This window comes from Microbacterium bovistercoris (assembly GCF_003387575.1).
GTDB classification, from domain to species: domain Bacteria; phylum Actinomycetota; class Actinomycetes; order Actinomycetales; family Microbacteriaceae; genus Microbacterium; species Microbacterium bovistercoris.
On record NZ_QUAB01000042.1, the window covers coordinates 48,638 to 75,351 of the forward strand.

At 70.3% G+C, this 26,714-nt stretch carries 22 protein-coding genes; 7 read left to right on the forward strand and 15 right to left on the reverse strand.

What is annotated here, in order from left to right; genetic code table 11:
* Nucleotides 1-2: 2 nt before the first annotated feature.
* Nucleotides 3-2,477: a family 20 glycosylhydrolase gene (locus tag DY023_RS10455; protein WP_116242282.1), complete on the reverse strand. Its 2,475-nt coding sequence runs from the start codon at nucleotides 2,475-2,477 to the stop codon at nucleotides 3-5.
* Nucleotides 2,478-2,630: 153 nt separating this feature from the next.
* Between DY023_RS10455 and DY023_RS10460 the strand changes: the two genes are divergently transcribed.
* The gene (locus DY023_RS10460; RefSeq protein ID WP_116242283.1) at nucleotides 2,631-3,107 is read left to right on the forward strand and encodes a hypothetical protein; all 477 of its coding nucleotides are present in this window, start codon (nucleotides 2,631-2,633) and stop codon (nucleotides 3,105-3,107) included.
* Nucleotides 3,108-3,232: 125 nt separating this feature from the next.
* The gene (locus DY023_RS10465; protein ID WP_116242284.1) at nucleotides 3,233-4,699 is read left to right on the forward strand and encodes a L,D-transpeptidase family protein; all 1,467 of its coding nucleotides are present in this window, start codon (nucleotides 3,233-3,235) and stop codon (nucleotides 4,697-4,699) included.
* 75 nt (nucleotides 4,700-4,774) lie between these two features.
* Here DY023_RS10465 and DY023_RS10470 read toward each other — a convergent pair whose 3' ends face one another.
* Entirely contained in the window at nucleotides 4,775-6,991 is a 2,217-nt protein-coding gene (locus tag DY023_RS10470) for an NADP-dependent isocitrate dehydrogenase (protein ID WP_116242285.1), read from the reverse strand.
* A gap of 121 nt (nucleotides 6,992-7,112) precedes the next feature.
* On the opposite strand from DY023_RS10470, the gene DY023_RS10475 reads away from it, so the two are divergent.
* Nucleotides 7,113-7,571 (forward strand): GNAT family N-acetyltransferase, encoded by a 459-nt coding sequence (locus DY023_RS10475; protein ID WP_116242286.1) that lies wholly within the window; start codon nucleotides 7,113-7,115, stop codon nucleotides 7,569-7,571.
* Nucleotides 7,572-7,781: 210 nt separating this feature from the next.
* Here the strand turns inward: DY023_RS10475 and DY023_RS10480 are convergent, their stop codons facing one another.
* The 8 genes from DY023_RS10480 to DY023_RS10515 form a co-directional block, all read right to left on the reverse strand.
* Nucleotides 7,782-8,537: a hypothetical protein gene (locus DY023_RS10480; protein WP_116242287.1), complete on the reverse strand. Its 756-nt coding sequence runs from the start codon at nucleotides 8,535-8,537 to the stop codon at nucleotides 7,782-7,784.
* A 335-nt stretch (nucleotides 8,538-8,872) separates the two neighbouring features.
* Nucleotides 8,873-10,681, reverse strand: coding sequence for an ABC transporter ATP-binding protein (locus tag DY023_RS10485; RefSeq protein ID WP_116242288.1), 1,809 nt, complete (start codon nucleotides 10,679-10,681; stop codon nucleotides 8,873-8,875).
* Entirely contained in the window at nucleotides 10,678-12,564 is a 1,887-nt protein-coding gene (locus tag DY023_RS10490) for an ABC transporter ATP-binding protein (RefSeq protein WP_116242289.1), read from the reverse strand. Before DY023_RS10490 ends, DY023_RS10485 begins: the two co-directional genes overlap by 4 nt.
* A 285-nt stretch (nucleotides 12,565-12,849) precedes the next feature.
* Complete coding sequence (locus tag DY023_RS10495) at nucleotides 12,850-13,344, reverse strand: methylated-DNA--[protein]-cysteine S-methyltransferase (RefSeq protein ID WP_116242290.1); 495 nt, start codon at nucleotides 13,342-13,344, stop codon at nucleotides 12,850-12,852.
* Nucleotides 13,341-14,831: a DNA-3-methyladenine glycosylase 2 family protein gene (locus DY023_RS10500; protein ID WP_116242291.1), complete on the reverse strand. Its 1,491-nt coding sequence runs from the start codon at nucleotides 14,829-14,831 to the stop codon at nucleotides 13,341-13,343. The genes DY023_RS10495 and DY023_RS10500 overlap by 4 nt, the downstream gene beginning before the upstream one ends.
* 69 nt (nucleotides 14,832-14,900) lie before the next feature.
* A complete protein-coding gene (gene purH, locus DY023_RS10505) occupies nucleotides 14,901-16,508 on the reverse strand; it encodes a bifunctional phosphoribosylaminoimidazolecarboxamide formyltransferase/IMP cyclohydrolase (protein WP_116242292.1) in 1,608 nt (535 codons plus the stop codon).
* Between the two features lie 43 nt (nucleotides 16,509-16,551).
* Nucleotides 16,552-17,133: a phosphoribosylglycinamide formyltransferase gene (purN, locus tag DY023_RS10510; protein WP_116242293.1), complete on the reverse strand. Its 582-nt coding sequence runs from the start codon at nucleotides 17,131-17,133 to the stop codon at nucleotides 16,552-16,554.
* Nucleotides 17,134-17,137: 4 nt separating this feature from the next.
* Entirely contained in the window at nucleotides 17,138-18,451 is a 1,314-nt protein-coding gene (locus tag DY023_RS10515) for a cell division protein PerM (protein ID WP_181905806.1), read from the reverse strand.
* Nucleotides 18,452-18,535: 84 nt separating this feature from the next.
* Between DY023_RS10515 and DY023_RS10520 the strand changes: the two genes are divergently transcribed.
* Nucleotides 18,536-19,960 (forward strand): NCS2 family permease, encoded by a 1,425-nt coding sequence (locus DY023_RS10520; protein WP_116242294.1) that lies wholly within the window; start codon nucleotides 18,536-18,538, stop codon nucleotides 19,958-19,960.
* A 65-nt stretch (nucleotides 19,961-20,025) separates the two neighbouring features.
* On the opposite strand, the gene DY023_RS10525 is transcribed toward DY023_RS10520, so the two are convergent.
* Nucleotides 20,026-20,427, reverse strand: coding sequence for a VOC family protein (locus tag DY023_RS10525; protein WP_116242295.1), 402 nt, complete (start codon nucleotides 20,425-20,427; stop codon nucleotides 20,026-20,028).
* A gap of 78 nt (nucleotides 20,428-20,505) precedes the next feature.
* On the opposite strand from DY023_RS10525, the gene DY023_RS10530 reads away from it, so the two are divergent.
* On the forward strand, nucleotides 20,506-21,081 hold the full coding sequence (locus tag DY023_RS10530; protein WP_116242296.1) for a TetR/AcrR family transcriptional regulator: 576 nt from the start codon (nucleotides 20,506-20,508) through the stop codon (nucleotides 21,079-21,081).
* A 4-nt stretch (nucleotides 21,082-21,085) separates the two neighbouring features.
* On the opposite strand, the gene DY023_RS10535 is transcribed toward DY023_RS10530, so the two are convergent.
* The 3 genes from DY023_RS10535 to sucC all read right to left on the reverse strand — a co-directional run bounded on the left by DY023_RS10535 (nucleotide 21,086) and on the right by sucC (nucleotide 23,901).
* A complete protein-coding gene (locus DY023_RS10535) occupies nucleotides 21,086-21,520 on the reverse strand; it encodes a nitroreductase family deazaflavin-dependent oxidoreductase (protein WP_116242297.1) in 435 nt (144 codons plus the stop codon).
* A gap of 292 nt (nucleotides 21,521-21,812) precedes the next feature.
* Nucleotides 21,813-22,715, reverse strand: coding sequence for a succinate--CoA ligase subunit alpha (gene sucD / locus DY023_RS10540; protein WP_116242298.1), 903 nt, complete (start codon nucleotides 22,713-22,715; stop codon nucleotides 21,813-21,815).
* Between the two features lie 19 nt (nucleotides 22,716-22,734).
* Nucleotides 22,735-23,901 (reverse strand): ADP-forming succinate--CoA ligase subunit beta, encoded by a 1,167-nt coding sequence (gene sucC, locus DY023_RS10545; protein ID WP_116242299.1) that lies wholly within the window; start codon nucleotides 23,899-23,901, stop codon nucleotides 22,735-22,737.
* A gap of 130 nt (nucleotides 23,902-24,031) precedes the next feature.
* Here sucC and DY023_RS10550 point away from each other — a divergent pair, with 130 nt between their 5' ends.
* Nucleotides 24,032-24,691 (forward strand): TetR/AcrR family transcriptional regulator, encoded by a 660-nt coding sequence (locus DY023_RS10550; protein ID WP_116242300.1) that lies wholly within the window; start codon nucleotides 24,032-24,034, stop codon nucleotides 24,689-24,691.
* A gap of 3 nt (nucleotides 24,692-24,694) precedes the next feature.
* Here DY023_RS10550 and DY023_RS10555 read toward each other — a convergent pair whose 3' ends face one another.
* Nucleotides 24,695-25,186 (reverse strand): hypothetical protein, encoded by a 492-nt coding sequence (locus tag DY023_RS10555; RefSeq protein WP_116242301.1) that lies wholly within the window; start codon nucleotides 25,184-25,186, stop codon nucleotides 24,695-24,697.
* Nucleotides 25,187-25,223: 37 nt separating this feature from the next.
* On the opposite strand from DY023_RS10555, the gene DY023_RS10560 reads away from it, so the two are divergent.
* Nucleotides 25,224-26,690 (forward strand): phytoene desaturase family protein, encoded by a 1,467-nt coding sequence (locus DY023_RS10560; protein WP_116242302.1) that lies wholly within the window; start codon nucleotides 25,224-25,226, stop codon nucleotides 26,688-26,690.
* Nucleotides 26,691-26,714 lie beyond the last annotated feature (24 nt).

The following is a 26,714-nucleotide window of genomic DNA, read 5'->3' on the forward strand; positions in this document are numbered from 1 at the left end:
CTTTACCCTGATTCCTCGCCGCCAGCGGCAGGATCGCCGACACGCTCGGCCGACAGACCCGTGACGAGATCCGCCACGATCGCCTCCCGCTGGGCGAGCGTCAAGGGTTTGCCGGGGATGCCTGGACGGCGCTGCGCCGGCGTCGGACCATCCAGTGGGCGGTACCGCACGCCGGCCGCGTCGAGCCGGCGCAGCTGCACAGGCAGCCGGTGCGCGAATCCGTCGAACGACGGCGGCTCTCCCCCCTCCCACAGCCGTTCCGCGATCGCGGACAGCCGCGGGAACACGGCGAAGTCGACGCGGTCGCGCGTCGGCAGATGCTCGCTCCACACATTCGCCTGCCCGCCCTCGGCGCTGCCCGGCACGCGCAGGGTGTAGGCGCGCTCGATCGGCAGCGGAGGACCGACCCTGATCGGCTCATCCTCGGACTCGGACTGCGGATAGTCCAGGTAGGCCTCCAGATCGGGACAGGCCACCACCGGGATGTCGCACCGCAGCGCCTCGGCCAGCGCCACCGGACCGCGCCAGGCGAGCACACGCACGCCGTCGGGAACGTCGCCGGCCAGCACCTCGTCCCAGGCCAGTGCCGTGCGTCCGCGCGAGCGGACATGGGCCACGAACGCTCGCGTGAACCACGGCTGCACCTCCTGCGGAGACGACAGGCCGAGCTCCCGCATCCGTTCCTGTGCAGCGGGACTGGCCACCCACTCGTCGGTCGGCACCTCATCACCGCCGGTGCCGATCCACTCCGCGTCGAACTGATCGCACAGCGCGTCGATCGCCGCGCGACCGAAGGCGAGCGAAGCCTCCGTCGGCGCCAGCACGCGCCGGTTCACGCCGAACCGCTCCCACGCGCCGTCCGGAGCACCGGACACATCGGTGTTGCCGAGTTCGGGATAGGCGGCGATCGCCGCCTGCACATGCCCGGGAAGCTCGACCTCGGGAACGATCGTCACGAACCGCTCGGACGCGTACGCGACGAGATCGCGGATGTCGTCGCGGCGGTAGAAGCCCTCGTGCGCGCCGGGCTCCACGGTCGCCAGCGGGCCGTGACCGAGCTGCGTGGCATGCCGCACCGCACCCACCTCGGCGAGCCGAGGGTATCCCGGCACCTCGAAGCGCCAGCCCTGGTCGTCGGAGAGGTGCAGATGCAGCACGTTCAGATGATGCGCGGCGAGCAGGTCGATCATCCGCCGCACCTCCTCGACGGGGCGGAAGTGCCGGGCCACGTCGAGCATGAGCCCTCGCCAGCCGAACGCGGGCTCTCCCCGCCACGTTCCCGCCGGAAGGCGGCTGCCGAGCGGATGCTCCGGATCGCACAGCTGCCGCAGGACGGTCGTCCCGCGGAACACGCCCTCCGCCGAGCCGCCGGCGACGTCGATGCCGGAGGCTCCCACCCTGATGCGGAACGCCTCCGGGCCGCCGATCTCCGCATCGACGCGCAGCGCGATCGCGGGCAGCGCGTCGTCCGGCTCGCCCACGTCGAGCGCTCCGCGCAGCAGCTCGGCGACGCCGTGCAGACCGTCCGGCGCTCGCACGGCGGTGCCGGCGAGCAGCACGAACGGCACCGCATCGGGGTCGATCTCGCACTCGGCCCTCGGCACCGTCGCGCGATGCGGCGGCGGTGGCTTGCGCAGCGTGCACCCCGGCATCGCCCCGGTGGGCTCGCCGTCCGACAGCACTGGCACGCCTGACACGAGGACCTCGAGGATGCCGGACTGCGCCGCATCCGGTGCGTCGGACCACGCGAGTCCTTCGAGCCTTGCGGGGTCGAAGAGCACGAGATCAGCTGCCGCACCCTCGCGGATCACTCCGCGCGGCATGTCGCCGAGGTGCAGGCCGAGGCGTTCCGCCGGACCTGCCGAGAACTCCCGCACGACCTGCTCGACGGTCGGCGCGTGGAGGGGCGCCTGGGGCACGCCGCCCTCGCCCCAGAGCCCGCCGCGCTCCTCCACGACGCGGCGCAGCGCCTCATGCTCGGCCGCGGCGGCCGCGGTCCCCGGCACGGGCGCGAGGACGCCCCACGCTCCTGCGTCGAGCTCTTCCGCCAGCATCCGCAGCAGGTCGTCCATCCCGGCCGACGCCGGCCGGTCTCCGGCGCCGGTCGCCCGCCGACGCAGGTCGTCCAACGGCACGAGCACGACGGCGTTGCCCGGGGTCGCCGCATCGGAGCGGTGCCCGCCGATCGCGGCGGTCGTCACGCCGCGGCGGAGTGCGTCATCCGAGGCGGCATCGCCGGACCGCGGGCTCAGGTCGATGAACCCCGGGGCCAGGGCCAGTCCCGTGGCATCCGTCTCCACGGCGCCTTCGGGGAGCTCGAACCGGTCCTCATCGCCGGGACGGCGGATGCCGATGATCCGGGAGCCCTCGATCGCCACATCCGCGACGTACCGGGACGCCCCGCTGCCGTCGACGACCGTGGCCGCGCGGAAGACCCGGACCCGTCCGGCCGCGGCGAGCACGGCGCTCAGAAGCACGGGCCCACCGTCCGCAGGGCCGAGGAGATTCGTAGGGGCATCTCACAAAACTACCGGCCGACGCCCGATTCCGGCGCCCCGTGCCACCTGTGGTTGACTTGGCGCCGTTCGTTTTCGCGGGGAGACGCCCCGCGAGGGAGGGAAACGCACCTGATGAACCGCCGTATCGCCGCCATCGCCATCGCCGCCGTCGCGATCCTGGGCCTCAGCGCCTGCTCCGGCACGCCCGCTTCCGACTCGTCCTCGGGCAAGTCGAGCTCCGCGTCGAAGGAAGCGCCTGAGACGACCGATCAGTCGGTCGCCGACGCCTGCAAGATCGCCACCGACAAGGTGTCCGCAGCCAGCAGCGGCCTGCAGGACATCGACATGTCGAAGGCCGCCAGCGACCCGCAGGGCACGATCGATGCTCTCACGACGCTCGTCGACAGCCTCGGCGAGGCATCCGAGTCGGTCTCCAACCCCGAGGTCAAGGCCGCGGTCACGGACTTCCACGACTCCTACGCGCAGCTTCGCGACGTGTTCAAGAAGGTCGTCGTCGACGGCGACACCTCGGCCGCGTCCGACATCAGCACGCTCACGGGAGACCTGAACGACTCGGTGAAGGCGCTCACGGAGCTCTGCACGGCCTGAGCCGACACGACCTCGAGGGCGGGTGCTGCATCGTGCGGCATCCGCCCTCGAACGTTGCTCCCCCGTTATGAAGCTTCCCGTATCATAGACAGTGGAGGGTTGTCCGAAGACACGGGGGTGAGTTCGTGACCGATCTTGTTTCTGCACCGAACACGGGCGCGCAGGACATCGTCGCCGACGGTGCTGCGCCGACGGTTCCGCTGACGGATGCGCTTCCGCCCTCGGACGGCGCCTCGCACGTCGAGTGGGCACCGTCGCAGCCCGCGCCGAAGAAGCGTCACATCGGGCTGTGGATCGGCATCGGCGCCGGGGCGCTGCTGCTCGCCGCCGCGGGCGCCTCGACGATCCTGATCGCCCCCGGCACCACGGTGGCCGGCATCCCGGTCGGCGGGATGACCGCCGGCATGGCCGCGGATGCGATCAGCTCGCATCTCGCCGACACTGAGATCGTCCTCTCCGGGGCCGGATCGGATGTCACGGTCAACGGCGCGTCCCTGGGTGTGGACACCGACGCCAAGGCCCTGGCCGACGCCGCCTTCGCCGCGCACCCGATGTGGAACCTGGGTTCCTGGGCGGGCGAGCCGATCGAGGCCGAGATCACTCTCGATCCGGACGCGGCCGAGCGCTCTCTGCGCGCCGCCGTGCCGGCGAGTTACAAGGACGGCGTCGACGCCGTCGTCGCCTTCGACGCCAAGAGCGGCACCTACACGGTCACACCTGCGGTCGAGGGAACGGGCATCGACCTCGACGCGCTGACCGAGGTCTTCGTCGCTGCGGTCGCCGAGGGCAAGTCCTCCGCGGAGTTCACCGCCACGGGCACGCCGGTCGCGGCCGACATCACCAGCGATGAGGCCGACGCCGCTGCCGCCAAGCTCAACGAGATGCTTCCGACCATCGGCTTCTACGTGGGCAAGGAGCGCACCGTCCCGGTCGCGCCCGCCCTCGCCGCCAGCTGGCTCTCCGTGACCCCTGTCGACGGCGACCTGGTCATCGAGGCCGATGCCGGCGCCATTCAGAGCACCGTCGCGACGCTGCCGAAGGCCGTCGACCGTGCGGCCGTCAACGCCACCACCGTCGTCGACTCGAACGGCAAGGTGCTGCGGACGCTGACCGACGGGCAGACCGGCCGCGCGCTCGGCAGCACCGCCGGCATCGCAGCCGCCTTCGCCGCTCAGCTCGGCCAGGGCAACGGCACGTACGCCCTGACGGTGAACGAGACGCCGTTCGCGACCACAGCGCTGGAGCGCCACGCGGTGGTGGACCTCTCTCAGCAGCACGCCTACTTCTACGAGAACGGCAAGCTCGTCCGCGACTGGGCGGTCTCGACCGGACGCCCCGGATTCGAAACCCGCCAGGGCAACTTCCGGATCCGCGCGCACGTGGCCATGCAGGACATGGTCGGTGAGACCTACGTCACCAAGGACGTCAAGTGGGTCACCTACTTCAACGGCAACCAGGCCTTCCACGGCACCTACTGGCACAACAACTTCGGCAACGTCATGAGCCACGGCTGCGTGAACATGCCTGAGTCGGCCGCCAAGTGGGTCTACGACTGGGCCCCGGACGGCTTCGAGGTCACCGTCCGTCAGTGACATCCTCTGCGCAGGAAACGCTGCGGCCCGGCATCCTCTCGGATGCCGGGCCGCAGCGTTTTCTGCGCGGGGCGCTCAGATCGCGTCGATCACCGCGTTCAGCGTCGCCGAGGGGCGCATCACCGCGGCCACCTTCGCGGCATCCGGACGGTAGTAGCCGCCGATGTCGGCGGCCGAACCCTGCGCGGCGTTCAGCTCGGCGACGATCGTCGCCTCGTCCGCTGCCAGCTTCTCAGCCACCGGAGCGAACGCGGCCGCGAGCTCGGCGTCCTTCGTCTGCTGCGCCAGCTCCTGTGCCCAGTACAGGGCCAGGTAGAAGTGGCTTCCGCGGTTGTCGATCGTGCCGAGCGCACGACCGGGCGAGCGGTCCTCTTCGAGGAACGTGCCGGTGGCGGCATCCAGCGTCTCGGCCAGCACGCGGGCCTTCTCGTTGCCCTCCGCGTCGGCGAAGTGCTCCAGCGAGGCGGCGAGGGCGAAGAACTCGCCCAGCGAGTCCCAGCGCAGGTAGTTCTCCTGCACAAGCTGCTGCACGTGCTTCGGGGCCGACCCGCCCGCACCGGTCTCGAACAGCCCGCCGCCGGCGAGCAGCGGCACGATCGAGAGCATCTTCGCGCTGGTGCCGACCTCGAGGATCGGGAACAGGTCGGTCAGGTAGTCGCGCAGCACGTTGCCGGTCACCGAGATGGTGTCCAGGCCGTGACGCATGCGGGCCAGCGTGTAGCGGGTCGCCTCCTCGGGGGCGAGGATCGTCAGCGTCAGGCCGTGCGTGTCGAGCGTGGCGAGGCCCTGGTGCACCTTGGCGATGATCTGCGCGTCGTGCGAACGGTTCGCGTCCAGCCAGAACACGGCGGGGGCGCCGGTGGCACGGGCACGGGTCACGGCGAGCTTGACCCAGTCCATGACCGGGATGTGCTTGGTCTGCGTGGCGCGCCAGATGTCGCCCTTGCCGACCTCGTGCTCGATGAGCACGGCGCCCTCGCTGTCGAGCACCTGCACGATGCCGTCCGCGGCGATCTCGAAGGTCTTGTCGTGGCTGCCGTACTCCTCGGCCGCCTGCGCCATCAGGCCGACGTTCGGCACGGTGCCGATGGTGGCCGGGTCGAGCGGCCCGTTCGCGATGACATCGTCGATCACGGCCTGGTAGACGCTCGCGTAGGACGAGTCCGGGATGACGGCCAGGGTGTCGGCCTCGCCGCCGTCCTTGCCCCAGAGCTTGCCGCCGTTGCGGACCAGCGCCGGCATCGAGGCATCCACGATCACGTCGCTCGGGACGTGCAGGTTGGTGATGCCCTTGTCGGAGTTCACGTACGACAGGCGGGGGCCCTCGGCGATCGCCTTGTCGAACGCGGCGGCGATCTCGTCGCCGCCGGCGACCTCGGCGAGCCCTGCCAGGATCGAGCCGAGACCGTCGTTGGCGCTGAGGCCGGCCTCGGCGAGCTGCTCGCCGTACTGGGCGAACACGTCCGCGAAGAACGCCTTCACGACGTGGCCGAAGATGATCGGGTCGCTGACCTTCATCATCGTGGCCTTCAGGTGCACCGAGTAGAGCACGTCCTCGGCCTTGGCGGTCTCGAGCGTCTCGGCGAGGAAGGCGTCGAGCGCCTTCGCCGACAGGAAGGTGGCGTCGATGATCTCGCGCGGCAGGACCTTCAGCCCCTCCTTCAGCACCGTGACGGTGCCGTCGGCCGCCGTGTGGCGGAAGCTGAGGACGTCGTCATGCGCGGCGACCCAGGAGCGCTCGTTGTTCTTGAAGTCGTCGTGGCCCATGGTCGCGACGCGGGTCTTCGACCCGTCGGCGAACGGCTTGTTGCGGTGCGGGTGCTTCTTGGCGTAGTTCTTCACCGCGAGAGGAGCGCGACGGTCGCTGTTGCCCTCGCGCAGCACCGGGTTGACCGCGGAGCCCTTGATGCGGTCGTAGCGGGCGCGCACGTCCTTCTCCTCGAGCGAGGACGGCTCGTCCGGGTAGTCGGGCACGTCGTAGCCCTGCTGCTGCAGTTCCGCGATCGCGGCCTTCAGCTGCGGGATGGATGCCGAGATGTTCGGCAGCTTGATGATGTTGGCCTCGGGCAGCGTGGCGAGTCCGCCGAGCTCGGCGAGCGCGTCGCCGACCTGCTGCTCCGGCGTGAGCTTCTGCGGGAACGCGGCCAGGATGCGGCCGGCCAGCGAGATGTCGCGCGTCTCGACCTCGATGCCGGCCTTGCCGGTGAAGGCGGAGATGATCGGCAGGAACGAGGCCGTTGCCAGTGCCGGCGCCTCGTCGGTGTAGGTGTAGATGATGGTGGAGTCAGTCACCGCATGCCTCTTCGTTCGTCACTGGTATGGGTCGATCCAGCTTACCGTGTGCGCGGAGATATCTTGATATCGAGATATCTGGGTCTGCCGGTGGGATGCCGATAGGGACTAGCCTGGGGTCATGTCGGAACTGAGCCTGGTCGAACTCTCCGCCGCGACGATCGTCGCGGTCAACAACCTGTCCCTCAAGCCCGGACAGGAGCAGTTCCTCGCGCCTGTCTCGTACGGCATCGCAGCAACCGTCATCAATCCGCAGACCTCCTGGCAGCGGGTGGTCCTCGATGGCGATCAGGTCGTCGGTTTCGTGAGCGCGAGCTTCGATCCGGAAGCTCTAGAAGAGCACTTCCGGAGCATCCTGTGGCGGATCAACGTCGACGCCGACGACCAGGGTCGTGGCGTCGGACGCTTCGCCGTCGAAGCGCTCCTCGCCGAAGCGCGAAACCGTGGCGTGGATCACGTGGACGTGATCTATGAAGCCGGATCGGAGGGCCCCGAGGCGTTCTTCCGCCGCGTGGGCTTCGTCCCGGTCGGCGAGACCGAGTACTCCGAGGTCATCGCCGAGATCCGGATCGCCGACTAGAACGGCGGCGGGGCCTCGAATCCCCTCCCCCATCGAGGTCTCGTCGCCCCCTTTCTCTGAGAGCGCTCCCGTGCGCTTCCCTTCGTCCGCTCCGGTCTCACTGGTTGCGGGTGTTCGGGCGAAGAACCCGCAACCAGTGAGACCGGAACGGGTGGATGCGCCTCCGAAGCGAGGTGGCCGAAGCGCGGGCGCGAGCAGCGGCGGCGGAGTTCAGGGGGTGTCGCGGCGGCGAGACGACCGATCGGTGACCGAGCGGATCGCCTCGGCTCCGAGTTCGATGACCTGGTGGGCGGTGTCCTGCCAGGCGGGGCGCGGTTCGCGCACGGCGCCTGCGGCGCGCTCGGCGTCGACCAGCGCCCGCTCCAGGTCGGCCACCGCATCGCGGTAGGCGGCGAAGTCGGCGGGCGTCACGCGCTTGGCATCCGCCGCGGGACGGGCATCCCTCGCCCGCCGCTGCGCGGCGAAGAACGCCGCGGTCGCCGGGGCCTTCACATCACTCATCTGCGGGAACGCGATCGCCCGTGCGGGGTCGGTCTCGTACTCCATCCACCGGTTGTTCACCGCGTCGTGGGCGACATACAGACGCTCGAGCGGGTCGCCGGGAGCGGCGAGCTCGGCGCGGGATGCCGCGACGCGGGCGCGCCGGGCACGCACCAGCGCGGATGCCGCCTTGGCGTGCTGCTCCGCCTCACGCAGTGCTTGCCGAGCCCGGGTGACGTCAGCGGCGGACGCCCTGCCCGCTCCGCGTTCGGCCGTCGCGTGCGCGAGTTCGGCCCTGGTCGCCTTAAGCGCCGCAGTGCTCGCGACCGCGGCGGTACGGGCCTCGGCGAGCTGCTCGCGCGCGGCGTCGAAGGCGAGGCGCTTGCGACGGCGCTTTCCGCTGCGCACTCCGGTCACGGTCACGACGGTCGCCCCGGCAGCCGCCGGCACGACCCACCACAACTCGACGATCGTGAGCGGATCCACCCCTCCATGCTATGCCGCACTGTCGATTCCGTGCCCGCCGCATGCGCATGCGTTACTGACCACGCGGTCGATTCCGCACCCCTCAAGCGCCCCGCACCAGCACTACCGACCACGCGGTCGATTCCCCATCCGCCGCATGCGCATGCGTTACTGACCACGCGGTCGATTCCGCACCCCTCAAGCGCCCCGCACCAGCACTTTCGACCACGCGGTCGATTCTGTGCCCGCCGCATGCACATGCGCTTTCCACCACGTGGTCGCTTTCGCAGGTGCAGCGCGCGCCCGCGTACGACGGAGGGGCGGATGCCGCGCGGCATCCGCCCCTCCGTCGTCTCTCAGACCAGCGTCTCCTGCCAGGCCGCGTGCAGCTGAGCGAACTTGCCGGTGCCGCCGATCAGGGCGGCGGGGGTGTCGTCCTCGATGATGCGGCCGTGCTCCATCACCAGCACCCGATCGGCGATCGCGACCGTCGACAGGCGGTGCGCGATGATGATCGCGGTGCGGTCGGCGAGCAGCGTCTGCAACGCGTCCTGGATCAACCGCTCAGACGGGATGTCCAGCGAGGCGGTCGCCTCGTCGAGGATCAGCACCGCCGGGTCGGCGAGGAAGGCGCGCGCGAACGAGATCAGCTGACGCTGACCCGCCGAGACGCGACCGCCGCGCTTGTTGACGTCGGTGGCGTAGCCGTCGGGCAGCGACTCGATGAACTCGTCGGCGCCGACGGCACGGGCCGCGGCACGGATCTCGTCGAGCGTGGCATCCGGCTTGCCGAGCGCGATGTTGTCGGCGACCGTTCCGCTGAACAGGTACGCCTCCTGGGTGACCATCACGATGGCACGGCGGAGGTCCTTCGGATGCAGCATCCGCAGGTCGACACCGTCCAGCGTGACCTTGCCCTTCGTCGGGTCGTAGAACCGCGACACGAGCTTGGCCAGCGTGGACTTGCCGGCACCGGTGGTGCCGACCAGCGCGATCGTCTGCCCCGCGGGGATGTCCAGCGAGAAGTTCGGCAGGATGGTCTTCTCTCCGTTGTACCCGAAGGTCACCTCGTCGAAGCGGATGCCGCCACGCGACTCCCACAGGTCGACCGGCTTCGCGGGGTCGGGCACCGTCGGCACCTCTTCGAGCACGCCGGAGACCTTCTCCAGCGCCGCCGTGGCGGACTGGTAGGAGTTCAGGAACATCGCGATCTCCTGCATCGGCGCGAAGAAGTTGCGCACGTACAGCACGGCGCTCAGCAGCACCCCGACGCCGAGGGCGCCGGTGGAGACCCGGATGCCGCCCCAGAGCACGACGAACGTCGTGGTGAGTGCCGCGACCGCCATGAGGCCGGGCTCGAAGGTGCCGAACAGCACCATCGAGCGGCGGTTCACGTCGCGGTAGTCGCCGGCGAGCTTCTGGAAGGTCTCGTCGTTGCGGGGCTCCTTGCGGAACGACTTCACGGCGCGGATGCCGGTCATCGTCTCGACGAACTGCACGATCACCTTCGCGCTGATCACGCGCGACTCGCGGTACACCAGCTGCGAGCGCTTGTAGAACCAGCGCATCAGGAACGCCAGCGGGATGCCTGCGACCAGCAGGATCATGCCGGACTGCCAGTCCGCGACCATGAGCGCGATGAACGTGAAGATGCCGAACAGCACGCCCGAGACGAGGTTGTTGAGGCCGCCGTCGAGCAGCTCGCGGATCGAGTCCAGGTCGCTGGTCTGCCGCGAGATGATCCGGCCGGACGTGTACGACTCGTGGAACTCGAGGCTGAGTCGCTGGGTGTGCAGGAAGATCCGCTTGCGCAGATCGAGCAGCACGGCCTGGGTGATGCGCGCGGCCACGACGACATACCAGCCGATCAGCGCGGCGGCCGTCGCACCGGCCAGCAGGTACACCCCGCTGACCACCAGCGCCGGCATCCAGTCGTTCTGCTCGAGCAGCACCGGAAGAGCCTTGTCGATCGCGACGCCGATGAGGATGGGACCTGCGACCTGCAGTGCCGTGGAGACGACCAGCACGACGGCCGCGAGCGCGATGCGCGCGCGCAGCGGAGAGATCAGCGAGCCGAGCAGTCGCAGCGAGCGCTGCCGGATGGCCCGGCTCTCCTCGCGGGTGTAGTTCGAGCGGTCCTCGCCCTGGGTTCCCGTGAGAGTCATGCCTGCACCTCCTCTTCCTCGGTTGCGGATGCTCCGCCTTCGATCATCTCCTCGGTGATGATCGGGATCGTCCCTGTGCGCGCCGCCTCTTCGGCCTCGAGGCTCGAGATCACGTGGCGGTAGTGCGCGCTGGTCTTCAGCAGCTCGGCGTGAGTGCCGACCGCCGTGACCTTCCCGGCCTCGAGCAGCGCGACCCGATCGGCGAGCGCTACCGTCGAGGGCCGGTGCGCGACGATCAGCGCGGTGGTCTCGGCGAGCACGTGCCGCAGTGCCTCCTCGACGAGCGCCTCGGTGTCGACGTCGAGCGCCGACAGCGGGTCGTCCAGCACGAGCACCTTCGGTGCGGCGGCGACGGCGCGCGCCAGCGCGAGGCGCTGCCGCTGTCCGCCGGAGAGGCTCAGCCCCTCCTCGCCGATGATCGTCTCCGTGCCCTCCGGCAACGAGTCGACGAAGCCGGCCTGCGCCACGTCGAGCGCCTCGCGCATGACGCGCTCGCCCTCTTCGCTGTGCGGGTCGAGGTCGGCGCGGCCGAGCAGCACGTTGTCGCGCACGGAGGCCGAGAACAGCGTCGCATCCTCGAACGCCATCGCGATGTGCCGCCGCAGCTCAGCCAGGGGCAGATCGCGCACGTCCACGCCGTCGAGCGTGACGCGACCGCCGGTGACGTCGTAGAGACGCGCCGGGAGCGTGGTGAGCGTGGTCTTCCCACTTCCGGTCAGGCCGACCAGCGCCATGGTCTCGCCCGGGCGCAGCACCAGATCGATGCCGTCCAGCAGGTCGCGCTCCGAGGCGCCGGCATCCTGGTACCGGAAGTGTGCGCCCTCGAAGGCGAGCTCGCCGCGGGGCTCCGCGATGTGCACCGGGTTCTTCGGGTCGGTGATCGTGTTCGTCTCCTGGAAGATGTCGAACACGCGGTCGGTCGCGGTGCGGGCATCCAGCATGAACGAGAACAGGAAGCCGATCGACTCGATCGGCCAGCGCAGCACGGTCGCCATCGCGAAGAACGCGAACAGCTGCGCGGCGTCGATCTGCCCCTGCCAGATCAGCCAGATGCCGGCGAGCAGGCTGAGGCCGAAGGCGAGCTGCGGCATGAGGTCCAGCCAGAACCAGATGGTGCCGACCGCGCGGGCCTTGCTGAGCTCGGTCTCGCGCAGCGTCTCGGCCTGGGAGCTGAAGCGGCGAAGGGCGTGCTTGCCGCGGCCGAAGGCCTTCAGCACGCGGATGCCGTGCACGCTCTCCTCCACGCTGGTGGCGAGGTCACCGGCCTGGTCCTGGCTCTGCCTGGCGAGCACGCCGTAGCGCTTCTCGAACAGGTAGCCCTGGACCCACATCGGCACACCGGTGACGAGGAAGATCGTGCCGAGCAGCCAGTGCCACTGGAACAGCAGCACGGCGCCGATGACGATGGTCAGCAGGTTCACGACCAGCAGGATGAGGCCGAACGCGATCCAGCGGCGGATCAGGCCGATGTCCTGCATCATGCGGCTGAGCAGCTGGCCGGAGCCCCAGCGGTCGTGGAACGCGACCGGCAGGGTCTGCAGGCGCGCGTAGATGTCGGCACGCATGCGGTACTCGACCTCGGTGGCCGGGGTGAGCACGAACCAGCGGCGCAGCCAGACCATCGCGGCCTCACCGAGGCCGAGCAGCAGCACGATGCCGGCGCCGCCGACGATCGCCGCGACGTTGCCGGTCGCGATCGGGCCGCGGATGATCTGCTCGAGGACGATGGGCACCATCAGCGCGAGCACGGCAGCGGCGAGCGCGCTGGCGGCGCCGCCGACGAGGCGGCCGATGATCGGCTGGATGAACGGCTTCAGCCGCCACAGCGCAGCTGGGGTGGACAGGGATGAGGAAGCAGAAGAGGGGGTGGAGGACGCAGACATGTGACGTATCGAGGATTCTTGAAGAGAGGGCGGAACTACGGCGACGATGAGGAAGCGGATGCCTCAAGGGGCACCCGCCGGTCGGTGGAGGCGGTGACTGCGGTGGTGCTCAGCCCAGAAGGGGAGCGTAGACCGAGCCGGGGACATCCGTGACGGCCGGCGAAGCGGTGGTCGTGAACATGGTGTCCTCCTCGAAACTCGGCGATGCCGGCCGATCGGCGCGACAGCCCTCCAGCGTATTCCTGTGAACTCGCTGATGCAAGCGTATTCCCGAACCTCCTCCCGTCAGACGGCCGCCTCCCTGGCCAGGAGCGAGCGCTTCACGTCCACGCCCCAGGCGAAGCCGCCCATGCTGCCGTCACCGCGGAGCACCCGGTGGCAGGGCACGAACAGTGCGGGCGCGTTGCGCGCGCAGACGGATGCGGCGGCCCGCGCCGCCTGCGGGTTGCCCAGTTCGATGGCGAACTCGGTGTAGGTCAACGGCTCGCCCGGTGCGATCCGGCGCAGCGCGTCCCACCCGCTGCGCTGCCGGTCGGTGCCGAACTGCCGCACGGGCACGGAGTCGATCGCGGCGAGGTCGCCGGCGTAGTAGGCGCGCACCGCGGATGCGGCATCCGTCTCGCCTTCGGCGATCGCGGCCGGACGGTGCGCCGGTGCGAGCCGCGCCACGATCTCGTCGCGCGAGTCGGTCCAGCCGGATGCCAGCACGCGCTGCTCGTCGTCGGCGAGGATCGTGAAGGGTCCGTCCGGAGTCTGCACGGTCTGGATGATGGCGTTCATGAGTTCTTCTCCTCGGTCTTCTTCGCTGTTCTGCGCTTCACGGGCGCGTTGCGCCACAGGTGCGCGGTGAGGTAGCTGCGCCACGGCGCCGTCCGCACGGCCCAGGCCGCGAGCGGGGCGGGATCGGCGGGGAGCCCTGCGGCCGCTCCCCCGGCCCGGGCGGCGACGTCTCCGGGGAGGAAGACGTCCGGGTCGCCGATCACCCGCATCCGCACGTAGTCCGCCGTCCACGGGCCGATGCCCGGCATCGCCAGCAGGGCGGCGCGCTGGTCGTCGGCGTCGTCGCCGACACTGAGCACGAGGTCCCCGCTCCCCAGTGCGGCGGCGGCACCGGTGATCGCCCGGATCCGCGCGGCGGGACCGCGCAGCACTTCGGCGCCGTGCTCGGCGATCGCGGTCATCGTCGGGAACAGGATGCCGCCGTCGGCGGTGCGCTCGCCGAGCGCGTCTGCGAGCGCTGTGAGAGCAGTGCGGGCGGCGACCACCGTGATCTGCTGGCCCACCATCGCGCGGACCAGCATCTCGTGCGGATCGACGGCGCCGGGCACGCGGATGCCGGGGACACGGGCGACGAGCGGCGCGAGCTCCGGATGCACGGCGATCGCCGCATCCACCGCTGCGGGATCGGCGTCCAGATCGAACAGCCGGCGCGAGCGTGCGACGAGCGGTGCCAGGTCGCCGAGCCTGGACAGCCTCGCTCGCAGGTGCAGCCGAGTGCCGTCGTGATGAAGACGGAACCACGCCGGTCCGCCGTCCAGGCGCAGGTTACGCTCGAACGATCGCGGACCGGACTCCTCCACCCCGGGAAGGGCGCGGGCGGCCATCCAGTCGAACAGCCCGTCCAGGTCGATCGGCGCGCGGTAGGGCAGGAGCAGGTCGATCGTGCCGGGCACGGTGTCGCAGACCGGAGCCCCGCCGGGGCGGCGGCGCGCCCGCAGTTCGGTCGGGGTCATCCCGAACACCTCGCGCACCGTGTCGTTGAACTGCCGCAGGCTGGCGAAGCCCGCCGAGAACGCGGCATCCGCCACCGCCAGGTCGGTGCCGACCAGCAGCATCCGCGCGGTGTGCGCGCGGTGCGCGCGGGACAGCGCGAGGGGTCCGGCGCCGAGCTCCGCGACCAGCATCCGGTTCAGGTGCCGCGGCGAGTAACCGAGCCGGCGTGCGAGTCCGGGGACCCCCTCGCGATCGACGACTCCGTCACCGATCAGGCGCATGGCCCTTGCGGCGGCATCGCCGCGCAGGTTCCAGTCCGGCGAGCCGGGCGCCGCCTCGGGCAGGCATCGCTTGCAGGCCCGATACCCCGCCTCGTGTGCGGCGGCGCTGGTCGGAAAGAAGGTGACGTTCGCGGGCTTCGGGGTGCGAGCGGGGCAGCTCGGCCGGCAGTAGATGCCGGTCGAGCGCACCGCCGTCACGAACTGCCCGTCGAAGCGGGTGTCCCGTGCGCTGATCGCGCGGTACCGCTCGTCGAAGGTCATCGTCAGGGTCATGCCCCTACTCTGACACGCCCCGACGACGATGGCTCGCGGAAATCGGACACGGCTGTGCCCGGCCCGCTCCTAGTGGAAGAAGTGACGCTCGCCCGTGAAGAACATCGTCACGCCGGCCTTGCGGGCCGCGTCCACGACCTCCTCGTCGCGCACCGATCCGCCCGGCTGCACGATCGCCGTGATGCCGGCGTCGATGAGCACCTGCGCACCGTCAGCGAACGGGAAGAACGCGTCGGATGCCGCGACGGACCCTGCCGCACGGCCACCGGCGCGCTCGACGGCGAGGCGGCACGAGTCGACCCTGTTGACCTGTCCCATGCCGACGCCGACGGTCGCGTTGTCCTTGGCCAGCACGATCGCGTTCGACTTCACGGCGCGGCACGCCTTCCACGCGAAGATGAGGTTCTCCAGCTCGTCATCGCCGGGCTTCTCACCCGAGACGAGCTCCCAGTTCTTCGCCACCGACCAGATGTCGTCCGGGAAGCGGTCGGCGTCCTGCAGCAGCAGGCCGCCCGACACCAGGCGCACGTCCATGCGCTCCTGCTGCCAGTCCTCGGGCAGCTTCAGCAGACGCAGGTTCTTCTTCGCCTTGAACACCTCGAGCGCGGCAGGCTCGAAGTCGGGGGCCACGATGACCTCGGTGAAGATGTCCTTGAGGTTCTCGGCCATCTTCAGGGTGACGGTGCCGTTCGCGGCGATCACGCCGCCGTACGCCGAGACCGGGTCGCACTCGTGGGCGCGCAGGTGGGCGCTGGCGATCGGGTCGAGGGCGTTCGGCGCGGTGGTCGCGATGCCGCAGGGGTTGGCGTGCTTGATGATCGCGACGGACGGCAGCACCATGTCGTAGGCGGCGCGCAGGGCGGCATCCGCGTCGACGTAGTTGTTGTACGACATCTCCTTGCCCTGCAGCTGCGTCGCCTGCGCGATGCCGTGGCCTCCGGCCCGGGTGTAGATGGCCGCGCGCTGGTGCGAGTTCTCGCCGTAGCGCAGGGTCGCGAGACGCTCGGCCTTGATCGTCAGGTGCGCGGGCAGGTCCTCGCCCTCGCCCAGCGTGCCCTCGGCGAACCACGCGGCGACGGCGGTGTCGTAGGCGGCGGTGTGCGCGAAGGCGCGTGCGGCGAGCTCGCGACGCTGCACCAGCGTGGTGCCACCGGCGCGCACCGACTCGATGACCGCCGGGTACGACTCCGGCGAGACGACGATCGCGACGTTCGCGTGGTTCTTCGCCGCGGCGCGCACCATGGCAGGGCCGCCGATGTCGATCTGCTCGACGATGTCGTCGCCCTCGGCCCCGGATGCCACGGTCTCGACGAACGGGTACAGGTTGACGACGACCAGCTCGAAGGGCTCGATGCCGAGGTCCTGCAGCTGGCGCTCGTGGTCCTCGAGGCGCAGGTCGGCGAGCAGCCCGCCGTGGATCTTCGGGTGCAAGGTCTTGACGCGGCCGTCGAGCATCTCCGCGACGCCGGTGACGGCGGCCACGTCGGTGACCGCATGACCGGCTTCGCGGATGGTCGCGGCGGTGGAGCCGGTGGAGACGATCTCGACGCCGGCCTCGGTCAGCGCCGCGGCGAGGTCGAGCAGACCGGACTTGTCGCTGACGGAGACCAGCGCGCGGCGGATCGGGACCGTGTCGCGGTGGCGGTAGAGCGAGGGATCCTGACGGGGGCCGGCCATGATGATGCTCCTTGGAGTGCGGTGTCGGGTTTCGAGGGGTGGTTCAGGACGTGAGTGCGAGCTCGCCGGTGGCGATGTGCTGCACCACTTCGATGAGCAGCCTGCGCTCCACAGGCTTGATGCGCTCGTGCAGGCTGTGCTCGGTGTCGCCCGGGAGCACGGGTACGCGCTCCTGGGCGAGGATCGGTCCGGAGTCGACCCCGTCGTCGACGACGATCACACTGGCCCCGGTCTCGGAGACCCCTGCGGCGAGCGCGTCGCGCACACCGTGCGCGCCGGGGAACTCGGGCAGGTAGGCCGGGTGCGTGTTGATGATGTGCGGCGCGTACTGCGCGACCAGTGACGCCGGCAGCAGGCGCATCAGACCGCTGAGCACGATGAGGTCGGGCGACCAGACCTCCAGCTGCCGGCCGAGCTCGGCGCCCCAGGCATCCCGGTTGTCGTGCTCGTGCCAGGGCACGGTGAAGGTGGGGATGCCGAACTCCTCGGCATGCGCGAGGCCGTCGGCATCACGATCGGCGCCCACGACGACCACCCGAGCCGGGAAGTCGGGGTGGCGGGCGGCTTCGAGCAGGGCACGGAGATTCGAGCCGGTGCCCGAGATCAGAACAGCGACCGTCAGCACGCGGTCAGTCTACCCGGGTGCCGGGCGTGTCCTGACCGGATGACCGCGCATCCGCCGGCGCCGCATCAAACGCCGCCATCTCCTCGCGCCAGCGGTCGGTGCGCTCCTCTGCGAGCTCGTCACGATGACGGGGCGCGAGCAGCAGGATGCCGGCGCCCACGAGCACCTCGAGTCCGATCGCGAGGGCGAGTGCACCGGGCTGCGGTCCGGTCTCGGCCAGGCGGCCGGGGCCGATGGACCCGGATGCCAGCACCGCCGCCAGCGCGGCGACGCCGGCCGAGAGCAGGGCGATGCCGGCAGCGATGACGGCGCGCGGGCCGTATCCCTCCGCCCCGCCCTCCCAGACCAGCTTGGAGCGCACCATCCACCCGGCCAGCGCACCGGCGGCGATCGGGATCAGCACCACGACGAGCGTCCAGAACGAGTCCACGGGCGGCAGCAGTCCGAGCACCGGGATTCCGGGCACGACGCCCAGCTGGGTGCCGGCGGGCGACACCGCGGTGCCCGCACCGACCGCGAAGCCGGGTCCGGCGATCCATGCCACCGACCAGACCACCAACGTCGGCAGGTAGGCGAGCTGGCCGAGCGTGATGACGGTCGCGCCGAGCCCGTCCACGTGCGCGCTCTCGAACAGGGCGATGACCTCGCCCCCGCGCAGCACCATCATGACCGCAAGGCCCAGGGCTCCGACCCCGGTGAGCGCGACCAGGGTCACCGCTGCGCCGCGAACGGCCTCGGCGGGCACCGGTGCCCAGTCTCCCCAGTCGTCGACGACGTCGTGCAGGCGGTCGATCACCCCGCCGTCCCCCTCGGACCAGGCGTGCCGGACGGCACCGGCGAGCGCACCGGCGAGATAGACCGCGACGGGCAGGACGGCTCCGACCCAGAACGGGATGCGGGCAGCGGGCACGGCCGCCGTCAGGGCGACCAGCAGCGAGATCGCAGCGAAGACCGCAGTGCCGCCGATCACGCCGGAGAGCCAGGCGCCCGCCGCGGACGCCCGCCGCCCGGAACGCGCCGCGAACAGCAGGGTGAACAGCAGCAGCGCGAGCGGCGTGACCGAGAGGGTGAACCGCGCGGCCTCAGGGGCGATCCCGGTGGACCGGACGACCTCGTCGGGGATCGTGATCTGCATCGCGGCGCCATGCCCGAACTGCCAGAGCGTGCCGCTCGCCGGCCACAGCGCGCCCCAGTCGGCGGCGGCGCCGAAGGCGATGGTCCACAGCAGCGTCAGGGGCGCCAGCAGCACCGCCAGGCCGACGGCAGCGGCGATCGCGGCGTCGAGTGCGGCGAGAAGGGCGACGGTGAGGCGTTGCATGTCGTCAAAAGCCTACGTCGTCCGCCCCTGACCCTTTTCCGCGCACCCCCGGCACGCGATAGATTCTCCTGCGGAGGTCCCCCGATGACTACAGCCCCTGCCGCCCCCGACACCCGCCAGAAGGAGCCGGCGAACGCCGTCGACCGCTTCTTCGAGATCACCGAGCGCGGATCCACCTTCGGCGCGGAGATCCGCGGCGGAGTGGTCACGTTCGTGACGATGGCGTACATCGTCATCCTGAACCCGATCATCCTGTCGACGCCGGATGTCGCCGGCAACACCTTGCCCGGCCCCGCCGTGGCCGCGGCGACCGCCTTCACCGCCGGTGTGATGACGCTGCTGTTCGCGCTCGTCTCCCGGCTGCCGTTCGCCTTCGCGGCGGGCCTCGGCATCAATGCCTTCCTGGCGTTCTCGGTGGTCGGGACCGTGACGTGGCCCGAGGCGATGGCGCTGGTCGTGATCAACGGCCTGGTCATCGTGCTGCTCGCCGCGACCGGTCTGCGGAAGATGATCTTCGACGCCGTCCCCGTGCAGCTCAAGCTCGCGATCACCGTCGGCATCGGCCTGTTCATCGCCTTCATCGGTTTCGTGAACGCCGGCTTCGTCACGGCGACGGGCAACGCCTCGCCCCCGGTCGACCTCGGCACCGGCGGTTCGGTGGCGAGCATCCCGACCCTGCTCTTCGTGATCACGCTGCTGATCGGCGGCGCGCTCATCGCGCTGCGCATCAAGGGCGCCATCCTCATCGCCCTCGCCGGCGGCACCGTGCTCGGCGCGATCATCAGCGCGATCTGGAAGGTGGACGGCCTCGGGTTCGATCTCTCCGGCGGCATCGTCGGCGTGCCCGATCTCAGCCTGCTCGGCGCCGTCGACTTCTCGTTCGACCTCGGCAAGGTCAGCATCGTCGCGCTGGTGATGTTCGTGTTCACCCTGGTGTTCTCCAACTTCTTCGACGCCATGGGCACGATGACCGGTCTCGCGAAGGAAGCCGATCTGGCCGACGAGAAGGGTGACTTCCCGCGGATCAAGTCGGCGCTGATCGTCGAGGGCGTCGGCGCGGTCGTCGGCGGTGGCACGTCGTCGTCATCGGCCACGGTGTTCGTCGAGTCGGGCGCGGGCATCGGTGAGGGCGCGCGAACCGGCTTCGCCACGGCGATCACCGGCGTGCTGCTGCTCCTGACCATGTTCTTCACGCCGCTCACGTCGCTGGTGCCCAGCGCGGTCGCCGCCTCGGCCCTGGTGCTCGTCGGCGCGATGATGCTCGCGCAGATCAAGAACATCGACTTCAGCGACTTCCGTGTGCTGCTGCCGGTGTTCCTCACCGTCACCGTCATGCCGATGACCTACTCGATCGCCAACGGCATCGGGGCGGGCTTCGTCAGCTGGGTGGTCGTGAACGCGGTGTCCGGCAAGGCGAAGACCATCCATCCGCTGCTGTGGATCGTCGCCGCCGGCTTCGTGCTGTTCTTCGCCCGCGGCCCGCTCGAGGTCGCCTTCGGCGTCGCCTGACGCCGGCTCAGCCGGTTTCGCGACGAAGGGGACGGATGCTGCGGCATCCGTCCCCTTCGTCGTACTCAGGCGTATGCCGCGGCGAACTCCGCAGACGGCTCGATCGGCTCGATGACGTCGAGCAGCACGCCGCCGGGCGCCTCGACGATGAAGTGCCGCTGCCCGAAGTCCTCGTCGCGCAGCGCAAGCCGCTCCGGCAGCCGGAGATCGCCGACCAGGCGGGCGTGCTCGGCAGCGGCATCCGCCACCTCGACGTTCAGCAGCAGACCGGCCACCGGCCGTCGGAAGCCGTGCGGGATCGTCTCGTGCATGCTGTCGAGGATGGCGAGTTCTCCGCCGTCGAAACGCAGGCTGACGTACCAGTCGGCCTCGAACGTCGTCTCGAATCCCAGCACCTCGCGGTAGAAGCGGGCGGAGGCCTCGACGTCCTCCACCATGAGCACGGGATAGAACGAGCTGATCTGCATGTCGCGATCCTTTACATACTCTGTGTTTGTAACTGGCACAGTTAGGATACATGCACACCGTATGTAAGGGAACGCCCGATGCCCAGAGCCACTGCCGCAGACGCCGCCGCGACCGCGGAGCGCGTGCTGGAGGCCGCGACCGCGCGCTTCGCCGCGCAGGGATTCGCGGCGACATCGGTCGACGACGTCGCTGCGGATGCCGCGGTCACCCGCGGCGCCGTCTATCACCACTACGCGTCGAAGCCGGGGCTGTTCACCGCGGTCGTGCAGCGGATGCAGCAGGAGGTCGCGGGTGCCGTCGTCGCGGCCGCCGGCGAAGGCTCCCCCGCCGAGGCACTGCGCCGAGGCAGCCACGCCTTCCTCGACGCGATCACCGCCGGCGGCCATGCCAGGGTGCTGCTCCTCGACGCCCCGGCCGTGCTCGGCTGGGATGCCTGGCGACAGGCTGACGCCGAGGCATCCGCCGTGCACCTCCGCGAAGCGCTGGTCGCCGCCGGAGTCGCGGATGCCGAGGCGGATGCCACGACCGCACTGCTCTCCGGAGCGATGAACGAGGCCGCGCTCTGGCTCTCCGAGCGTCCGGGAGACGCCGCTGCGCGATCATCCGTGCACGCGGTGCTGGAGCGGCTGCTGGACGCCGTCGCGCCCCGGTAGCGGGTCAGCGGCGTTCGAGCAGGAACAGCGCGATCAGGCGGTCGGTGCGGGTCTGGTAGTCCGCATAGGCGGGCCACGCCTCGACCGCACGATCCCACCACACCGCGCGCTCGGAGCCTGCGAGCTCGCGGGCCGTGTAGTCGTGCTTCTCCGCGCCGTCCTGCAGCTCCACGTGCGGCTGGCGACGCATGTTGCCGGCCCACTTCGGCTCGTCGGGTGCCCCGCCCTTCGACGCCACCACGACGTACTCGCCGTCGTGCTCGACCCGCATCAGCGCGGTCTTGCGCAAAGCACCGGTCTTCGCCCCCACCGTGGTCAGCACGATGATCGGCTTGCCCTGAAGGTCGGCGCCTTCGGCACCGCCGGAAGCCTCGAACCTCTCGGCCTGCCTGCGGGCCCAGTCGGATGTGGACGGCAGATACTCTCCGGAAAGCGGCATGCCTCGATCCTATGCACGGCCGACGCCCGGCGGACCGATCCGCGGATGGCGGACGTTTCTGCGGCGTGTCCGCCGCCGCCTGCAGATCGGTCCGCCATCCGCAAGCGGGCGACACGACGAATCCCGACGGCGTACCCGCCGCGCTCCGGCAAGTGGCGGACCGATCCGCGGATGGCGGACGTTTCTACGGCGTGTCCGCCGCCGCCTGCAGATCGGTCCGCCATCCGCAAACGGGCGACACGACGAAGGGCTCGGATGCCACGCATCCGAGCCCTTCGCAGGAAAGCAGTGCTTACAGCGAGGCGATAATCTCACGCATCAGAGCGGCGGTCTCGGACGGCGTCTTGCCGACCTTGACACCGGCGGCCTCGAGGGCCTCCTTCTTCGCCTGAGCGGTACCGGCCGAGCCCGAGACGATGGCGCCGGCGTGGCCCATGGTCTTGCCCTCGGGCGCGGTGAAGCCCGCCACGTAGCCGACGACCGGCTTGGTGACGTTGGCCTTGATGTAGTCGGCCGCGCGCTCCTCGGCGTCGCCGCCGATCTCGCCGATCATGACGATGGCCTTGGTCTCGGGGTCTGCCTCGAACGCGGCGAGCGCGTCGATGTGCGTGGTGCCGATGACCGGGTCGCCGCCGATGCCGATGGCGGTCGAGAAGCCCAGGTCGCGCAGCTCGAACATCATCTGGTAGGTCAGCGTGCCCGACTTGGACACGAGACCGATCGGGCCCTTGCCCGTGATGTTCGCCGGCGTGATGCCCGCGAGCGCCTCACCGGGGGTGATGATGCCGGGGCAGTTCGGGCCGATGATCCGGGTCTTGTTGCCCTTCTCGATCGCGTAGGCCCAGGCCTCGGCGGAGTCGCCCACCGGCACGCCCTCGGTGATGACCACGAGCAGCGGGATCTCGGCGTCGATGGCCTCGATCATCGCGTCCTTGGTGAACGCGGGCGGCACGAACGCGACGGACACGTTCGCACCGGTCTTCTCGATGGCCTCGGCGACCGAACCGAACACGGGCAGCTCGACCTCGCCCTCGTGGGCGGTCTCGTGCGTGACGGTGGTGCCGGCCTTGCGGGCGTTGACGCCGCCGACGATGTTCGTGCCGGCCTTCAGCATCAGCGCGGTGTGCTTGGTGCCCTCGCCGCCGGTGATGCCCTGGACGATGACCTTGGAGTCCTTGTTGAGGTAGATCGACATGTCTCTAGTCCTTTTCGTCTCAGGCGTTGGCCAGCTCGGCGGCCTTGTCGGCGCCCTCGTCCATGGTGGCGGCGAGCGTCACGAGCGGGTGGTTCGCTGCCGCGAGGATCGCGCGGCCCTCTTCGACCTGGTTGCCGTCGAGACGCACCACGAGCGGCTTGGTGGCCGAGTCGCCGAGGATCTCGAGAGCCTTGACGATGCCCTCTGCCACCGCCACGCAGGAGGTGATGCCGCCGAAGACGTTCACGAAGACGCTCTTGACCTGCTCGTCGCCGAGGATGACGTCGAGGCCGCTCGCCATGACCTGCGCGTTCGCGCCGCCGCCGATGTCGAGGAAGTTGGCGGGCTTCACGTTGCCGTGGTTCTCACCCGCGTAGGCGACGACGTCGAGGGTCGACATGACAAGGCCCGCGCCGTTGCCGATGATGCCGACCTCGCCGTCGAGCTTGACGTAGTTGAGGCCGGACGCCTTGGCCTTGGCCTCCAGCGGGTCCTCGCTGGCCTTGTCGGCGAGCTCTTCGTGCTCGGGGTGACGCACCTCGGAGGCGTTGTCGTCGAGCGTGACCTTGCCGTCGAGGGCGATGATCTCGCCGTCCTCGGTGCGGACCAGCGGGTTCACCTCGACGAGCGTGGCGCCCTCGCCCTTGTAGACGTCGTAGAGCTTGACGAAGACGTCGGAAACCTTGTCGACGAGGTCCTCGGGGAAGTTCGCGGCCTTGGCGATCTCGACGGCCTTGGCCTTGTCGATGCCGGTCAGCGCGTTGACCTCGACACGCGCGAGCGCCTCGGGCTTCTCGACCGCGAGCTGCTCGATCTCCATGCCGCCCTCGACGCTGCACAGCGAGAGGTAGGAGCGGTTGGCGCGGTCCAGCAGCACGGAGAAGTAGAACTCCTCGGCGATGCGCGCACCAGCTGCGACCATGACACGACGAACGACGTGGCCCTTGATGTCGAGACCGAGGATCGCCTTCGCCGCCTCGTACGCCTCTTCGGGGTTCTTGGCGACCTTGACGCCACCGGCCTTGCCGCGGCCGCCGGTCTTGACCTGCGCCTTGACGACGACGACGCCGCCGAGCTTCTCAGCCGCTGCCTTCACCTCCTCGGGGGTGTCAGCGACGATGCCGGCGAGAACCGGCACTTCGTACTTCTCGAAAAGGTCTCGTGCCTGGTACTCGTAGAGATCCACAGTGCAGTCCTTCGCTGGTTGCGGCGGTTGGGACGCGACAAGATTGTCGGTTGTCGATTATGATTCGACCCGGTCATCTAGCGTACTACCGCGCGACACGACCCCCTGACCGCGGCGTTAGGCTCTCGCTATGCACGAATCCGTACAGCCCCCGAACGGCGTCGTCGGGGCAGCGCTCGAACTTTTCGCACAGCAGGGCTTCGAGCAGACCTCGGTCGAGCAGATCGCCAAGGCGGCCGGCGTCTCGAGATCGACGTTCTTCCGCCAGTTCGGTGGCAAGGAGGACGTGGTCTTCGCCGACCACGAAGCGCTGATCGAGCAGCTGCGCGCATTCCTCGACGAACCGCACGACGACCCCTGGCAGGCCGTGTGCGAGGCATCCGAACGCGTGTTCTCGTACTTCGCACGCGATCCTGAGCTCGCCAGGCGCCGCTACCAGATCGTGCGCGACGTCCCCGCTCTGCGCGAGCGCGAGATCATCACGGTGTTCCGCTACGAGCGCCTCTTCGACGACTACCTGCGGCAGTCGCTGCCCGGCATCGACCCTGTCGACGCCGTCGGCTTCGCCGCCCTGGTCACCGCCGTGCACAACCACGTGCTGCGCCAGTTGCTGCGCGGCAAGAAGGTGCCGGTGTCGGTGCTGCAGAAGTCGCTCGCCGACGTGCGGCGACGGTACGGCGTGCTGGAGGATGCCGCTGACGCGGCGTCCGACGACGTGGTCGTCGCCGTCTTCCCGCGGTCGATGCCGATCGCCGAGATCACCCGGCGGGTCCAGGCCGAGCTCAGCTGAGTCCTAGTCGCAGCCGCAGCCGCCGGAGGGCGTCTTGACCATGAAGCAGACGTCGCAGACGCCGTAGTCGCGGTCTTCCTTCGGCGTCGCCTTCGGCACCTTCGGCGCCGCGGGCGCGGACGTGCGCGGCGTCGTCGTGCGCTTGGCCTTGACCGGGGCGACCTGGACGAACTCGCTCGGGTGCACGACGTAGAAGTACGGCGGGCGTCCCTCGCTGGGCTGCAGTCGCTGCGGAGCAGAGCCGACGACGACGAGCTCGTCCTCGCTGAATCCGTTGGTGTAGGTGCGGCCGATGTGCAGAGCGGCACCGGGGCCGCGGCGGATCGCCTCGATGTAGCGGCCGCGGTCGATGAAGCTGCTGATCCCGATGGCGTCGACGATCTGCCCGATGAACTCGTGGTTCACGGGGTCGATGCGGTGCGCACGGAGAGCTTCGGCGAGATTGCGATACGGACGGGAGGTGCCTGCGGGGGTCGGCCCCTGTACTTCATTCATCACTACAAGGATCCCACGCCGTGACACACTGAACCACATGGTGCGCGCGACAGTGATCGGCAGCGGCCCCAACGGACTCGCCGCCGCGGTGGCCCTGGCCCGCGCGGGCTACGCGGTCGAGGTGCTCGAGGCCGCTGAGACCGTCGGAGGCGGCGTGCGCACGCTCGAAGGCCCGTTGCCCGGGTACCGGTATGACGTGTGCTCGGCCGTGCACCCCGCGGCGCTGACCTCGCCGTTCTTCCGCGCCTTCGGCATGGCGGACCTCGTGGACTGGATCCGCCCGGAGATCTCGTATGCGCATCCGCTCGACGGCGGGCGCGCGGGCATCGCCTGGCGCGACCTGGAGCGCACCGCGGAGGGACTCGGCGTCGACGCCAGGGCGTGGAACGCGCTGCTGCGTCCGCTGGTGCGCCGGCTCGACGAGGTGGTCGAGTTCACCGGCGGGACGATGCTGCGCGTTCCGCGCCACCCCGTCACCGGCATCCGGTTCGGCGTGCGGATGCTGGAGCAGGGCAGTCCGCTCGGACCGCGCGCGTTCCGCACCGACGAGGCGAACGCGCTGCTGGCCGGGGTGCTCGCGCATGCGGCGACCCCGCTCCCCTCGCCGTCTTCCGCCGCGGCGGGACTGCTCCTCGCCGCGCAGGCCCATGGCGCCTGGGGCTGGGCCTACCCGCGCGGCGGCGCGCAGCGCATCGCCGACGCCCTGCAGGACGACCTCGAGGCGCACGGCGGCGGCATCCGCACCGGTGAGCAGGTGGGTGACCTGGCCGATCTGGACTGGGGCGACCCGGCGCGCGGAGATCTGCTCGTGCTGAACTGCTCGCCTCGCCTGGCGCTCACGCATCCGGACATCCCCTCCGCGTACGCGCAGGCGCTGACGAGGTACCGTTACGGGCCGGCGGCCGCGAAGGTCGACTTCGCGCTGAGCGGGCCGGTGCCGTGGGCGAACGAGCGGGTCGCGCAGTCGCCGACCGTGCACGTCGGCGGCACGCGTGCCGAGATCGCCGCGAGCGAGAACGCGGTCGCCCGCGGTGCCGTGTCGGATCGCCCCTACGTGCTCGCGGTGCAGCCGTCGGTGCTGGACGGCACCAGAGCCCCGGATGGCGCAGCCGCACTGTGGGCGTACATCCACGTGCCGCTCGGCTCCGACCTCGACCCGACCGAGCTCGTCATCCGGCAGGTGGAGCGCTTCGCCCCCGGTTTCCGCGACGTGATTCTGGGCAGTCACGCCGTTGCGGCGTCCGGGCGCGAGGCGCTGAACCCGTCCGAGATCGGCGGTGACATCTTCGGCGGCTCGTTCTCGATGGCGCAGGCGTTCCGGCGGCCGGTCGTCTCCGCGACGCCGTGGCGCACCCCGATGCGCGGGGTGTACCTCGCCTCGGCGTCGACACCGCCCGGCCCCGGCGTGAACGGCATGGCCGGCTGGCATGCCGCGCGCACGGCGCTGGCGGATGCCGGCACGCCCGCGTCCCTGGAGGATCTGTTCGCCTCCTCCCTCGCCTGAGGGGTCAGAAAGCGTCGGGTCCGG